The sequence below is a fragment of the Pseudonocardia sp. DxW genome (genome assembly GCF_058448985.1).
This window is the reverse complement of sequence record NZ_JBZFLK010000003.1, coordinates 123,507-136,156: the sequence shown is the minus strand read 5'-3', so window position 1 is coordinate 136,156 and position 12,650 is coordinate 123,507. Positions and strand designations below refer to the sequence as shown.

Sequence of the window (12,650 nt, the reverse complement as noted above, 5' to 3'; positions counted from 1 at the left end):
GGCCCGGCCGGGCCCGCCCTTCGTGTGTGCCGCAGGTCGCTGTGCGGTCTTCGTCTCAGCCCGGCCGTCACCGGCCGGGGTCGCCCGGCTCAGCCGTCGGCGAGCGTCGCGTCCGCGTACCCGCGGCAGTACTCCCACGTGACGTAGTGCGCGGGATCGGGATCGTAGGCCGGCTCGTGCGGCCGCATCCGGCCCTCGTCGAGCAGCTGCTGGAGGCTCGCCCGCAGCAGGTTCCACTCGTGGAAGTGCTGCTCACCGCAGTCGGCGCAGTCCACCACGATGCCCCGGACCCCACGCCCGGACAGCAGCGCCTGGTAGACCGCGAGATCGGCCAGGTCGGCCAGGATCTCGCCGCGGTCGGTCTCGGTCAGCGGGGGTCCGTCGGGGTCACCGGAGCCCGCTCCGGTGATCTCGGCGTGATCGTCCAGCGCCCCCATGGAGCGCGCAGGGTCATCCGGGTCTCCGGCGAACGGGTCCGGTGGCAGCGCCTCTGGTGACACGCTGTACACGGTACCGGGGCACGGGGCCGGGCCCCGGCCCACCCCGCAATGGTGGACGTACGATGGCGTCGGCGCGGCGGGCGCCCGCCGCGGTAGCCGTGACTGCAAGGAGCCTCCAGGAGATGACGAGCGAGATCGGCGGCCTGCCCGAGAAGTTCGCGATGCTCGGCCTGACGTTCGACGACGTCCTGCTGCTCCCTGCCGAGTCGGACGTCGTGCCCAGTGCCGCCGACACCTCGAGCCAGGTCACCCGGCGGGTCCGGGTCCAGGTCCCGCTGGTGTCGTCCCCGATGGACACCGTCACCGAGTCCCGGATGGCGATCGCCATGGCCCGGGCCGGTGGACTGGGTGTGCTGCACCGCAACCTCTCCCCGGAGGCCCAGGCGGCCCAGGCCGAGGTGGTCAAGCGGTCCGAGGCCGGGATGGTGACCGATCCGGTGACCTGCTCGCCGGACGCGACGCTGGCCGACGTCGACGCGCTGTGCGCCAAGTTCCGGATCTCCGGCGTGCCGGTGACCGGTGAGGGCGGCAAGCTCGTCGGGATCATCACCAACCGGGACATGCGCTACGAGGTCGACCAGGACCGCTCGGTCGCCGAGGTGATGACCAGGGCGCCGCTGGTGACGGCGAAGGTCGGGGTGACCGCGGAGGCGGCGCTCGGTCTGCTGCGCAGGCACAAGCTGGAGAAGCTGCCGATCGTCGACGGCGACGACGTGCTGCGCGGCCTCATCACGATCAAGGACTTCAACAAGACCGAGCAGTACCCGCTGGCCACCAAGGACCCGGACGGCCGGCTCGTGGTCGCCGCCGCGGTCGGCGTCGGCGACGACGCCTACGCGCGCGCCATGCTGCTCGTCGAGGCCGGTGTGGACGTACTGATGGTCGACACCGCGCACGGGCACTCCCGGCGGGTGCTGGAGACCGTCGCGAAGCTGCGCGCCGAGGTCGGCGAGCAGGTCGACGTCGTCGGCGGGAACGTCGCCACCTACGAGGGCGCGCTGGCGCTCGTCGAGGCCGGCGCGGACGCCGTCAAGGTCGGTGTGGGCCCGGGCTCGATCTGCACCACCCGGGTCGTCGCCGGGGTCGGCGCGCCGCAGATCACCGCGATCTACGAGGCCACCCGGGCGTGCGCCCCGGCCGGCGTCCCGGTGATCGGCGACGGCGGCATCCAGTACTCCGGGGACGTCGCCAAGGCGATCGCGGCCGGCGCGTCCACGGTGATGCTGGGCTCGCTGCTCGCGGGCACCGCGGAGTCGCCGGGCGAGGTCGTGCTGGTCGGTGGCAAGCAGTTCAAGACCTACCGCGGCATGGGTTCGCTGGGCGCCATGCAGGGCCGCGCCGGTGCCGCCGGGCGCAGCTACTCCAAGGACCGCTACGCCCAGGACGACGTGCTCAGCGAGGACAAGCTCGTCCCGGAGGGCATCGAGGGGCGGATCCCGTTCCGCGGGCCGCTGTCGTCGGTGGTGCACCAGCTGGGCGGCGGGCTGCGCTCGGGCATGGGCTACGTCGGCGCGCAGACGATCCCGGAGCTGCAGCAGGCGCGGCTGGTCCGGATCACCGCCGCCGGGCTCAAGGAGAGCCACCCGCACGACATCACGATGACCGTCGAGGCGCCGAACTACGCCGCCCGCTAGTCCGCGGCGCGGGAGCGCCGCCTAGGGTGTGCTCGTGCGTGACCTCGTGGAGATCGGGATGGGCCGGGAGGCCCGTCGTGCCTACGACCTCGGCCAGATCGAGATCGTGCCGTCGCGGCGGACCCGCAGCTCGAAGGCGGTGTCGACGGCCTGGCAGCTGGATGCCTACCGGTTCGACATCCCGCTGGTGACCCACCCGACCGACGCGGTGGTCTCACCGTCGTCGGCGGTGCGGGTCAGCGAGCTGGGCGGCCTGGCGGTGCTCAACGCCGAGGGCCTGTGGGCCCGGCACGGCGACGCCGAGGGCGCACTGGCGAAGGTGGTCGAGGCGGCCACCGGCGACGAGCCGGACACCGCCCTCGCGCTGCTGCAGGAGCTGCACCAGGCGCCGATCCGCGAGGACCTGATCGCCGAGGCGCTGCGCCCGCTGCGCGACGGTGCGCACACCGTCGCGGCCCGGGTCAGCCCGCAGCGGGCCCGCGAGCTGACCCCGGCGCTGCTCGCCGCCGGCGTCGAGGTGCTCATCGTGCAGGGCACCATCGTCTCGGCCGAGCACGTCTCCGACGGCGAGCCGCTGAACCTGAAGGACTTCATCGCCGACCTCGACGTCCCGGTCGTCGCCGGCGGGGTCGGTGACTACCGCACCGCGCTGCACCTGATGCGCACCGGCGCGGCCGGCGTGATCGTCGGCTACGGGCAGTCCACCGCCACCACCACCGACGAGGTGCTGGGCGTGGGCGTGCCGATGGCGACCGCGATCGTCGACGCCGCCGCCGCCCGCCGCGACTACCTCGACGAGACCGGCGGCCGCTACGTGCACGTGATCGCCGACGGCGGCATCGGCACCTCCGGCGACATCGCCCGCGCCGTGGCCTGCGGCGCGGACGCGGTGATGCTCGGCGAGCAGCTGGCCGAGGCCGCCGAGGCGCCCGCCGGCGGCCTGTACTGGACCTCGTCGGCGGCGCACCCGTCGCTGCCGCGCTCCGAGGTGACCGGCCTGGGCCGGTCCGGGCGGACGCTGGACCAGGTGCTGTTCGGCCCGACCGACAGCCCGTACGGCACCACCAACCTGTTCGGTGCGCTGCGCCGGGCGATGGCCAAGACCGGCTACTCGGACCTCAAGGAGTTCCAGCGGGTCGGGCTGAACCTGCGGGCCTGACCGACCACCCCGGCCCGGGGACGGCTCCCGGTCCGGCGCGCCGGTGCATGATGGTCGGCAGAGCCGTCCCGCAGGTCGAGGAGGACCCGATGAGCCGACCCACCGCCGGATCCGCCATGGGCGGCGGCCGCGCGTTCGTCGACGCCACCGGCACCCCGGTGCCGCTGCGCGGACCAGTGCAGCGGGTGGTGGCGACGGATCCGGAGGTCGGTGCGCTGCTGGCCGAGCTGGGCGCCCGGGTGGTCGGCTGCGCAGGCCCGCTGGACGGCGCGGAGCCGGTCGGCGCCGAGCGCGCACCCGATCCGCAGGCCGTCGCCGCGCTGCGGCCGGACGCGATCGTCACCGGGCTCGGCGACGGCAGGCACGATCTCGCCGATCCGGCCGTGCTCGGCCGGCTGCGGCAGATCGCCCCGGTCATCGCGGTCGACCTGGCCCGCCGCGCCGCCTCCGCCGCCGACCTGCGCGCCCTGCTGGGCGCGGTGAACCCGCCCCCGCACCGCTCCCGCGGGCGGCACGAGGACTGACGATCAGGCGGTGGCGCCCCGGATCGACCGGACGCCGACGGTCAGCCCGACCGCCATCGTCGCCACCGCGGGGAGCAGGCCCCACAGCACCGCCGGATCGGCGAACGTCCCGGCGAACAGCACCCGCTCGGCGTCCACGATCCAGGTGAGCGGGTTCACCACCGACGCGACCCGCATCCACTCCGGGCCGGTCTCCAGCGGCAGCATCATCCCGGACAGGATCAGCAGCGGGAACAGCAGCGACTGCTGGACCGCCACCAGGGTGATGATCGCGGCCTGCACGACCAGCGAGGTCAGCTCCTTCATCGTATGCCGTACTGAGTAATGGGTCGTTAGAGTACGCCGTACGGAAAGATCACGCCAGGGAGAATTCGTGACCGACGACCAGCTGCCCGCCGGGACCACCGCCGGGCAGGCGATGATCGAGCTGCTGTGGGACCCGCCGCCGGCCCCGCGCCGCGGGCCGCGTCAGCGGCTGACCCTGGACCAGGTGCTCGACGCCGGGATGGCGGTGGCCGCGCGCTCGGTGGACGAGCTGTCCATGCGCAAGGTCGCCCAGGAGCTGGGCGTCGGGACGATGAGCCTCTACACCTACGTCCCCGGCCGGGACGAGCTGTTCGAGCTGATGGTCGACCGGGCGTGGCGGATGCGGGAGCTCCCGGACCGGGAGCTGCCGTGGCGCGGGCAGGCCGCGTTCCACGCCCACGAGGCGTGGCGGATGTACCGCGCGCATCCCTGGCTGATCAGCTCCAACCTGTGGCGGATGCCGTTGGGACCGCACGTGCTGGACGCCCAGGAGGACCTCTACCGGGTCCTCCTGCTGACCGGGCTGGACGCGGTCACCGTGGTCCGCGCGGCCGGGCTGATCGAGTCGCACGTGTTCGGCGCCGCCCGGGCCGAGATCACCGACACCAGTGTCGCGGCGCGCACCGGGGTCACCCAGGACGACTACTACGCGGCCCGGGCCGGGTTCTGGGGGACCTACTTCAGCGAGCAGCGGTTCCCGTCGATGCTGCGGCTCTGGAACGCCGGCGGGTTCGACGCCGACAACCCGGACGGGGACTGGGAGTTCGGCCTGGAACTCATCCTGGACGGGATCGAGCGGCTGGCGGGTGGTCCGGGGCCCGGGTGACCCGGATCGCGTCGTTACCCTTGACGCGTGCAGACCCCGACCGTCCTCGTCGTGGACTACGGCGCCCAGTACGCGCAGCTCATCGCCCGGCGGGTGCGGGAGGCCGACGTGTACTCCGAGATCGTCCCGGCGTCCACCCCCGTCTCCGAGATCGTCGCCCGCGAGCCCGCCGCCGTGATCCTCTCCGGCGGCCCGGCGAGCGTCTACGCCGAGGGCGCCCCGGCGCTCGATCCGGCGCTGTTCGACACCGGCATCCCGGTGTTCGGCATGTGCTACGGCTTCCAGGCGATGGCCCGCGCGCTCGGCGGCGAGGTCGCGCACGACGGCACCCGCGAGTACGGCCGCACCGAGGTCACGCTGTCCGGTTCGCCGGGCGTGCTGCACGACGGCCTGCCCGCCCGGCACCCGGTCTGGATGAGCCACGGCGACTCGGTGACCGCCGCGCCCGAGGGCTTCACCGTGACCGCGTCGTCGGACCGGGTCGCGGTCGCCGCCTTCGAGGACACCGGCCGCCGGCTGGCCGGCGTGCAGTACCACCCGGAGGTCGGCCACTCGCCGCACGGCCAGGAGGTGCTGCGCCGGTTCCTGCACGAGGTCGCCGGCATCACCCCGGGCTGGACCACGGCGTCGATCATCGACGAGACCGTCGAGGCGGTCCGGGCCCAGGTCGGCGACGGCCGGGCGATCTGCGCGCTGTCCGGCGGGGTCGACTCCGCGGTCGCCGCCGCGATCGTCCAGCGGGCCATCGGCGACCGGCTGACCTGTGTGTTCGTCGACCACGGGCTGCTTCGCGCCGGCGAGCGCGAGCAGGTCGAGTCGGACTTCGTCGCCGCCACCGGGGCGAAGCTGCACACCGTCGACGCGGCCGACCGCTTCCTCGCCGCGCTCGCCGGGGTCACCGACCCGGAGGAGAAGCGCAAGATCATCGGCCGGGAGTTCATCCGGGTCTTCGAGGCCGCCACCGCCGAGGTGCTGGCCGAGGAGAAGGTCGACTTCCTGGTGCAGGGCACGCTCTACCCGGACGTCGTCGAGTCGGGCGGGGTGGACGGCTCGGGCAACAACACCGCGACGATCAAGAGTCACCACAACGTCGGCGGGCTTCCCGACGACATCGAGTTCGCCCTGATCGAGCCGCTGCGCGCGCTGTTCAAGGACGAGGTCCGCAAGGTCGGCGCCGAGCTCGGGCTGCCCGAGGTGATCGTCGCCCGGCAGCCGTTCCCCGGCCCCGGCCTGGGCATCCGGATCATCGGCGAGGTCACCCACGACGGGCTGGAGACGCTGCGCGCCGCCGACGCGATCGCCCGCGACGAGCTCACTGCGGCCGGTCTGGATCGGGAGATCTGGCAGTGCCCGGTGGTGCTGCTGGCCGACGTCCGCAGCGTCGGCGTGCAGGGCGACGGCCGCACCTACGGGCACCCGATCGTGCTCCGCCCGGTCAGCTCCGAGGACGCGATGACCGCGGACTGGACCCGGCTGCCCTACGAGGTGCTGGAGCGGATCTCCACCCGGATCACCAACGAGGTGTCCGAGGTGAACCGGGTGGTGCTCGACGTGACGAGCAAGCCCCCGGGCACCATCGAGTGGGAGTGAGCCCCGGGCCGACGTGATGCGGGGCGGAGCCGGTCAGTCCGGCCCCGCCCCGGCCCACCCGGGTCGAGCGGCGCTCGACCCCCGTCGGAGCCGCGACCTCGCAGGTGGAACGGACGTCGGCGAGGCTCCCCAGCCCGCCGGCACCCGTCGTCTCTCCCTTAGTCGTCCATGGCCGCCCGGGAGTTACGCACACTCGCCACCAGGAATGCGATCCCGGCCACGACCGCGGTCCCGGCCAGCAGCCAGCGGATGTCGACGAGCTCCCACGGGCCCGTCCCGGTGATCCCGGCCGCCGCGACCAGCAGCGACAGCAGGCCCGCAACCAGCCCGACCGGATCCGGCCGGGTCCGCGCACGGCCGTCCCGGCCGGTACCGCCCTGCTCAGCCACGCTGCACCTCCACCGCTCCCATCTCGGCCCGCAGGTCGAGCTCCAGTACCCGTCCGCCGGGACCGTCCGGCCCGGGATCGGTGACGTCGAGCCGGGCGTCCTGCCCGGCCCGGGACTGGCCGTCGACGGTCACGTCGCCCCATCCGGCCGAGCTGCGCACGACGAGATCGGCGTCCTGCGGGACGCGGACGATCACCGCCCCGGCACCCACCTCGGCCCGGGTGGACACCGGGCCCTCGGCGCCGGGGGCCGCGGTGAGGTCGAGCCGGGTCAGGTCTAGTTCGATGCTGCCGGTGCCGCGCCGGTACTCCGGCGCCAGCTGGGCCACCGTCGCCGGGGCGTCCATCATCGGGCCCATCCCGCCGCGGACCGCCCACCCGTCCGGGCCCAGCGCACCGTTCAGCAGGGTCGCCAGCCAGGTCACGATCGCGAGCAGCACCGCGAACGGGATCAGCCAGCGGCCGGCCCGCCGGAACGCACCCACCAGCAACCCGATCCCGACGACGGCGAGTGCCGCACCGGGGACCGCGGAGGCGGGTAGTGCGCCGGGTGCGGCCAGCACCACGACGCCGACCATGCCCGCGGTGACCAGCGCGACGGCGAGGGTCACCGGGGTCACCCTGGAGCGCGGCCGGGGTGGCGGCGCCGGTTCGGGGCCCGGCTCGGGGAGGTCCCAGGCGAACGGTGCGACGCCGAGCGGGTCCCACGCCGGCGGCGCGCGCTCCGGCTCCGGCGGCGCGACCGGCGGCGTACCCGGCCGGCCCGGATCCCGGGCCGGGATCGCGGCGGTCGTCCCGTCCGGTGCGGCCCAGGGCACCGGCGGCGTCGGGGTGAGCGCGGCGGTCCGGCCGCCCGGGCGCCCCCCGCGGGTCACGTGCACCGCGACCAGCAGGCCCAGCGTGACGATCGTCGCGATCAGCCGGTCCACCGGCATCACCAGCGGGATCGCCAGCAGCGCCGCGATCGTCAGCAGCACCGCGGCGAGCGCGGAGGTCGATCCGCCGCGCTGCGGTGGCGGGCCCCCCGGCCGCCCCGCATCCGGCAGCACCGCGCACCCGGCGAGGTACAGCGGCAGTCCCGGGCCGGCGATCGCCGCGACGACGAAGCCGACCCGCACCAGCGTCGGATCCAGCTCGTAGCGCCGGGCCAGCGCCGCGGCGACGCCGGCCAGCTTCCGGTCGTCGCGCGGCCGCAGTGGCCGTGACTCCCACATGTCGCGCAGGGTGTCTGTCGCCTGCACCCCCGTCCCCGGGGCCCCCGATCCGCTCATGCAGGTCACTCTGCCCGCCCCGGGGACCCGGGGTCTCCGGGACAACCCCGAGGGGACCCCGGAACCGGACCGGAGGGCCCGGGGCGCGGCGCGTGTGACGATGGAGGGGTGAACAGCCCGAACCCGCGCACCGGGAGCCCGCCCGCGACCGTCGCGCGCGAACCGGACGTGGTGCCCGGGGAGCAGCCGGGAACGTCCCCGGAGCCGCCCGGGACCCAGGCTGCGCCGCTGGACCAGGCTGCGCCGTCGGACCAGGCTGCGCCGTCGGACCAGGCGGACCCGGGCGCGGCGACGACCGTGCCGGCCCCGGGCGCGGCGACGACCGTGCCGGGCCCGGCCACCCGGCCCGCGGCCCCGCTCACCCGGCGGCGCACCGGGCGGCTGCTCGGCGGCGTCGCGGGCGGTCTCGCCGACCACGTGGGTGTGGACGTGCGGTGGGTCCGGGCGGCGTTCGTCGTCCTGACCTTCCTGGGCTGGGCCGGAGTACTGGCCTACGGCCTGCTGTGGGTGTTCGTCCGGCAGGAGGACGATCCGGTCGAGCGCACGGTGACCCGCTCCGAGCGGCTGCAGGCGGCCGGGCTGCTCACCCTCGGTCTCGGCCTGTCCCTGGTCGCGGCGACCTCCGGCTCGTCGGTGCTCGGCTGGATCGCCGGGCCGCTCGGGCTCGCGACGGTGGGTGCCGCCGTCGTCTGGCGGGAGGCCGACGAGGCGCAGCGCAGGCGGTGGGCGCGCGACGCCCGCAGCCGGGTCGTCGGCGGGCGGGCGGCGCTGCTGCGCACGCTGCTCGGCGCCGCCCTGGTGCTGACCGGGCTGGCGGTGTTCCTGGTCGGCAACCTCGATCTCGGCCAGGTCCGGTTCGGGATCCTGGCCGCGCTCGCCACGCTGCTCGGCGTCGCGGTGCTGACCGTGCCGTGGTGGGTGCGGCTGGTCCGGGACCTCGGGGAGGAGCGGCAGGCCCGCGCCGTGGAGGCGGAACGGGTGGAGATCGCGGCGCACCTGCACGACTCGGTGCTGCAGACGCTCGCCCTGATCCAGCGGCAGGCCGGCGACTCCCGCGAGGTGCAGCGGCTGGCCCGCGGGCAGGAACGGGAGCTGCGGGCGTGGCTGTACGGGCCGGGCGGCCGGGCGCGGGGCGGTGACGGCAGCGCCGCGGCGACCGAGACGACGCTGTCCGCGGCGATCACCCGGGTCGCCGGCGAGGTCGAGGACACCTACGCGGTCACGGTCGGCCCGGTCCTGGTCGGTGACGCCGAGCTGGACGGCGACCTGCGGGCGCTGGTGCTCGCGGCCCGCGAGGCGATGGTGAACGCGGCGAAGCACTCCGGATGTTCGGAGGTGGACGTCTACGTGGAGGTCGAACCCGGCGAGGACGGCGCCGCAGGCACCGCCGAGGTGTTCGTCCGGGACCGCGGGCGCGGCTTCGACCCGGACGCGGTGGACGGCGACCGGCACGGCCTCGCCGACTCGGTGCACGAACGGATGCGCCGGCACGGCGGTACGGTCCGGATCCGGACCGGCGCGGGCTCGGGTACGGAGGTGCGGCTGTCGATGCCGCTGGGGGAGAAGGAGACGGCATGAGCGACGACGGCGATCCGATCCGGGTCTACCTGGTCGACGACCACGCGCTGTTCCGGTCCGGGGTGCGCGCCGAGCTGGACCGCGGCGACGGCGGCACACCGGTGGTCGAGGTGATCGGCGAGGCCGGATCGGTGGACGAGGCGGTGGCCGGCGTCGGGCACCTGGCCCCGGACGTGGTGCTGCTCGACGTGCACCTGCCCGGCGGGGGCGGCGCGGAGATCCTGCGCCGGACCCGGGCGGCGGGCACCGAGTCGGTGTTCCTCGCGCTGTCGGTGTCCGACGCGGCCGAGGACGTGATCAGCGTGATCCGGGCAGGCGCCCGCGGCTACGTCACCAAGACGATCTCCGGCCGGGACCTGTCGGACGCGGTGCGCCGGGTCCGGGCCGGGGACGCGGTCTTCTCGCCGCGGCTCGCCGGGTTCGTGCTGGACGCCTTCTCCGACCGCCCGGGCGCCGCCCCGCCGGTCGATCCGGAGGTCGACCAGCTCACCAAGCGCGAGCGGGACGTGCTGCGCCTGCTGGCCAGGGGCTACGCCTACAAGGAGATCGCCGGGGAGCTGTTCATCTCGGTGAAGACGGTCGAGACGCACGTGTCGAGCGTGCTGCGCAAGACCCAGACGTCGAACCGGCACGAGCTGTCGCGCTGGGCGACCGACCGCAGGCTGGTCTGATCCGGACGCCGTGACACCGACGGCCCCGGACCAGCTGGTCCGGGGCCGTTCGGGGTACGGGTCGTGCTCAGCCGCCGAGCAGCGAGCCGACGCCCTTCGTCACGCCGCCGAGCGCGCCGCCGACCGGCTCGGTGACACCGGACAGCACGCCGCCGACCGGCTCGGTCACCGCGCCCAGGGTCTGGCCGACCGGCTTCGTGACGGCCTGCAGCGGCTGGGTGGGCTCGCTGCCCCCGTCGTCGGAGGACCCGCCGTCGCCGGAGTCCCGCTCCGCGGAGGTGTCCAGCAGGCCGGTCACCGGGGCGGCGGCCTTCAGCACCGGACCGGTGAGCGGCTCGGTCGCGCTCAGCACCGGCTCGGTGACCGGGGAGAGCGCCCCCAGGACGGGGGTGGTGACCGGCTCCACGGTGTCGGTGAGCGGCTTCGTCAGCGGCTGCACCGCCTCGGTCACCGGGGTGACGGCCGAGGTGACCGGGCTGAGGGTGCCGCCGAGGGTCTCGCCGACCGGTGCCGCGGCCCGGGCGACCGGCGCGACCACGCCGCCGACCGTGGACCCGACCGGGCGGGTGGCCTCGGTGATGTCCTGCAGCGGGCCGGTGCTGGTGCCGCCCTGCGCCGGGCCGGGCGCGGTGACCGGCTCGATCAGGTTCGTCGCGGGCGGGCGGGACGGGTTGTTGAGCGCCGCGACCAGCGGGACCCCGCCGATCGGCGAGCCGGTGGCGGTCGAACCGGTCCCGGTGCCCGGGGTGCCCGGGGTGCCCGGCGCGGACGGGGCGGGCGAGAGGATCCCGGGCAGCAGCCCGCCACCCTGACCGCCCTGTTCCGGGGCGCGCTGCACCGGCACCGCGGCGGCGGCGCTCGGGCCGGAGCCGGTGGAGACCTGGCGCACCGTGGCCGCGGCGGTGGACCCGGCCGCCTGCTGCGGGAACGCGACCTCCATCCAGTCGGTCGCGCCGGGCGCGGTCGCCGGGAGGGTCTCCAGCGTCGACTGCAGCGCCACGTTCGCGGCCAGGTACTGGCCGGGCAGGCCGTCGGTCTGGGCGCTCGCCGGCAGCCCGACGCCGGGGAACAGCCCGTCCGCGGCGGCCTGGGCGTCCGACGGATGCGACGCGGCGCCGTTGTAGATGGCGGCGCCGAGCACCGAACCCGCGGCGACCAGGGCACCGGCGACGGCACCCGCCCGCCGGCGGCCGGCCGCGGGCCGGTTGGCCCACTCCTGGGCCGCGACGGCCGCGGAGCGCGGCTGCGGCAGGTCGATGTCGGGCCAGCCGCCGGGCGCACCGGCGGCGGGGACGTCGGCGGCCGCGGCGGGGACCGGCGCGCGGCCCTCCCGGCGCAGCAGGTCGCCCACGGACAGCACGGGGCCGGTCAGCGGACCGGTCTCGTGCCGGGACTCGCGCGCGCCTGCCGTGTGCCTGGCCAGCAGTTCGGCGACGCTCACTACCTCACGGGGCCCGGAGGCGCCGCCCTGGGCGCCGGGGAGCGGGGCACCGGCGGGGGTGTCGGTCACGGCCGCACGTCCTCCTTCGGGTCATTTCGACCAGGGAAGATGTACCGGATGAGCCGCCCCGTCCCAAGTGGTGACCCTCCGCTCGTCGCAGGTACCCCTTTAGGGTGATTCCCGTTCATCGGGCGTATCCAACCGCTCGTCCTGCTCGTTGGCGTCACAGGCAACCTGTGTGTGACGCACCAGGGTCGGAAGTCCCAGGTCGGTCACCCGTCGCCTTCGGAATCGGTCACGCAGCGGGCACGCCGGGCGAATCGGCGAACGGTTGTGATCTGATCCGCCGAGACGCCGTGTGCCGCACGCCGCGGCGGGACGGGGGCCGGTTCAGCGCCCGCCGAGCCGGCCGCGGCCGAGGCGCAGCAGCATCATCGCCAGCTCCCGGCCCTCGGACCCGAGCGCGTCGAACCGGTCCAGCACGGCCATCTCGCGGCTGTAGACGATCCGTGGGCCGCCGGCCGCCATCCGGGCGGCGCCGATCCGCTTCGAGACCTCGGTGCGCCGCAGGATCGCGTCCAGGATCTCGGCGTCCAGCCGGTCGATCTCGGCGCGCAGCGCGTCGATCTCGTCGTCCGCGGCGGTGGGGACGGAGTCGGTGCGGGTGCCGTGCGGGCGGGGGTCGGTGGCGGGCATGGGCTCCTCGTCTCGGTCGGTCGGGTGCTCGGGCCCGGGGACCGGGGACGCGCGAACGCCCCGGGT

At 75.3% G+C, this 12,650-nt stretch carries 13 protein-coding genes; 7 read left to right on the top strand and 6 right to left on the bottom strand.

Going from position 1 to position 12,650, the window contains the following annotated elements; translation table 11 throughout:
• Positions 1–89: 89 nt before the first annotated feature.
• On the bottom strand, positions 90–500 hold the full coding sequence (locus ACVJO7_RS05710; protein WP_344028999.1) for a DUF5319 domain-containing protein: 411 nt from the start codon (positions 498–500) through the stop codon (positions 90–92).
• Positions 501–622: 122 nt separating this feature from the next.
• On the opposite strand from ACVJO7_RS05710, the gene guaB reads away from it, so the two are divergent.
• From guaB to ACVJO7_RS05695, 3 genes are all read left to right on the top strand, one after another.
• The gene (guaB, locus tag ACVJO7_RS05705) at positions 623–2,134 is read left to right on the top strand and encodes an IMP dehydrogenase (protein ID WP_344029002.1); all 1,512 of its coding nucleotides are present in this window, start codon (positions 623–625) and stop codon (positions 2,132–2,134) included.
• A 34-nt stretch (positions 2,135–2,168) separates the two neighbouring features.
• Positions 2,169–3,293 (top strand): GuaB3 family IMP dehydrogenase-related protein, encoded by a 1,125-nt coding sequence (locus tag ACVJO7_RS05700; RefSeq protein WP_344029005.1) that lies wholly within the window; start codon positions 2,169–2,171, stop codon positions 3,291–3,293.
• A gap of 89 nt (positions 3,294–3,382) precedes the next feature.
• Positions 3,383–3,817, top strand: a complete 435-nt coding sequence (locus tag ACVJO7_RS05695; RefSeq protein ID WP_344029008.1) for a TroA family protein — start codon at positions 3,383–3,385, stop codon at positions 3,815–3,817.
• A gap of 3 nt (positions 3,818–3,820) precedes the next feature.
• Here the strand turns inward: ACVJO7_RS05695 and ACVJO7_RS05690 are convergent, their stop codons facing one another.
• The gene (locus ACVJO7_RS05690; protein ID WP_491672032.1) at positions 3,821–4,123 is read right to left on the bottom strand and encodes an ABC transporter permease; all 303 of its coding nucleotides are present in this window, start codon (positions 4,121–4,123) and stop codon (positions 3,821–3,823) included.
• Positions 4,124–4,190: 67 nt separating this feature from the next.
• Here ACVJO7_RS05690 and ACVJO7_RS05685 point away from each other — a divergent pair, with 67 nt between their 5' ends.
• A complete protein-coding gene (locus tag ACVJO7_RS05685; RefSeq protein ID WP_491672031.1) occupies positions 4,191–4,949 on the top strand; it encodes a TetR/AcrR family transcriptional regulator in 759 nt (252 codons plus the stop codon).
• 27 nt (positions 4,950–4,976) lie between these two features.
• Positions 4,977–6,539 (top strand): glutamine-hydrolyzing GMP synthase, encoded by a 1,563-nt coding sequence (gene guaA / locus ACVJO7_RS05680; protein ID WP_491672030.1) that lies wholly within the window; start codon positions 4,977–4,979, stop codon positions 6,537–6,539.
• 158 nt (positions 6,540–6,697) lie between these two features.
• On the opposite strand, the gene ACVJO7_RS05675 is transcribed toward guaA, so the two are convergent.
• Positions 6,698–6,928: a hypothetical protein gene (locus ACVJO7_RS05675; protein ID WP_491672029.1), complete on the bottom strand. Its 231-nt coding sequence runs from the start codon at positions 6,926–6,928 to the stop codon at positions 6,698–6,700.
• On the bottom strand, positions 6,921–8,198 hold the full coding sequence (locus ACVJO7_RS05670; RefSeq protein ID WP_491672028.1) for a PspC domain-containing protein: 1,278 nt from the start codon (positions 8,196–8,198) through the stop codon (positions 6,921–6,923). Before ACVJO7_RS05670 ends, ACVJO7_RS05675 begins: the two co-directional genes overlap by 8 nt.
• A 228-nt stretch (positions 8,199–8,426) precedes the next feature.
• On the opposite strand from ACVJO7_RS05670, the gene ACVJO7_RS05665 reads away from it, so the two are divergent.
• Both ACVJO7_RS05665 and ACVJO7_RS05660 read left to right on the top strand, forming a co-directional pair.
• Positions 8,427–9,776 (top strand): PspC domain-containing protein, encoded by a 1,350-nt coding sequence (locus tag ACVJO7_RS05665; protein ID WP_491672214.1) that lies wholly within the window; start codon positions 8,427–8,429, stop codon positions 9,774–9,776.
• The gene (locus ACVJO7_RS05660; protein ID WP_344029029.1) at positions 9,773–10,447 is read left to right on the top strand and encodes a LuxR C-terminal-related transcriptional regulator; all 675 of its coding nucleotides are present in this window, start codon (positions 9,773–9,775) and stop codon (positions 10,445–10,447) included. Before ACVJO7_RS05665 ends, ACVJO7_RS05660 begins: the two co-directional genes overlap by 4 nt.
• Before the next feature lie 67 nt (positions 10,448–10,514).
• Here ACVJO7_RS05660 and ACVJO7_RS05655 read toward each other — a convergent pair whose 3' ends face one another.
• Both ACVJO7_RS05655 and ACVJO7_RS05650 read right to left on the bottom strand, forming a co-directional pair.
• Positions 10,515–11,957: a hypothetical protein gene (locus tag ACVJO7_RS05655; RefSeq protein WP_491672027.1), complete on the bottom strand. Its 1,443-nt coding sequence runs from the start codon at positions 11,955–11,957 to the stop codon at positions 10,515–10,517.
• Positions 11,958–12,278: 321 nt separating this feature from the next.
• Complete coding sequence (locus ACVJO7_RS05650; protein ID WP_344029034.1) at positions 12,279–12,584, bottom strand: chorismate mutase; 306 nt, start codon at positions 12,582–12,584, stop codon at positions 12,279–12,281.
• Positions 12,585–12,650: the final 66 nt, after the last annotated feature.

Excerpts from the sequence above, each read along its gene's own strand:
- ACVJO7_RS05650 (WP_344029034.1), bottom strand. The coding sequence starts at position 12,584 with ATGCCCGCCACCGACCCCCGCCCGCACGGCACCCGCACCGACTCCGTC.
- guaB (WP_344029002.1), top strand. The coding sequence starts at position 623 with ATGACGAGCGAGATCGGCGGCCTGCCCGAGAAGTTCGCGATGCTCGGC.
- ACVJO7_RS05660 (WP_344029029.1), top strand. The coding sequence starts at position 9,773 with ATGAGCGACGACGGCGATCCGATCCGGGTCTACCTGGTCGACGACCAC.
- ACVJO7_RS05670 (WP_491672028.1), bottom strand. The coding sequence starts at position 8,198 with ATGAGCGGATCGGGGGCCCCGGGGACGGGGGTGCAGGCGACAGACACC.
- ACVJO7_RS05690 (WP_491672032.1), bottom strand. The coding sequence starts at position 4,123 with ATGAAGGAGCTGACCTCGCTGGTCGTGCAGGCCGCGATCATCACCCTG.
- ACVJO7_RS05695 (WP_344029008.1), top strand. The coding sequence starts at position 3,383 with ATGAGCCGACCCACCGCCGGATCCGCCATGGGCGGCGGCCGCGCGTTC.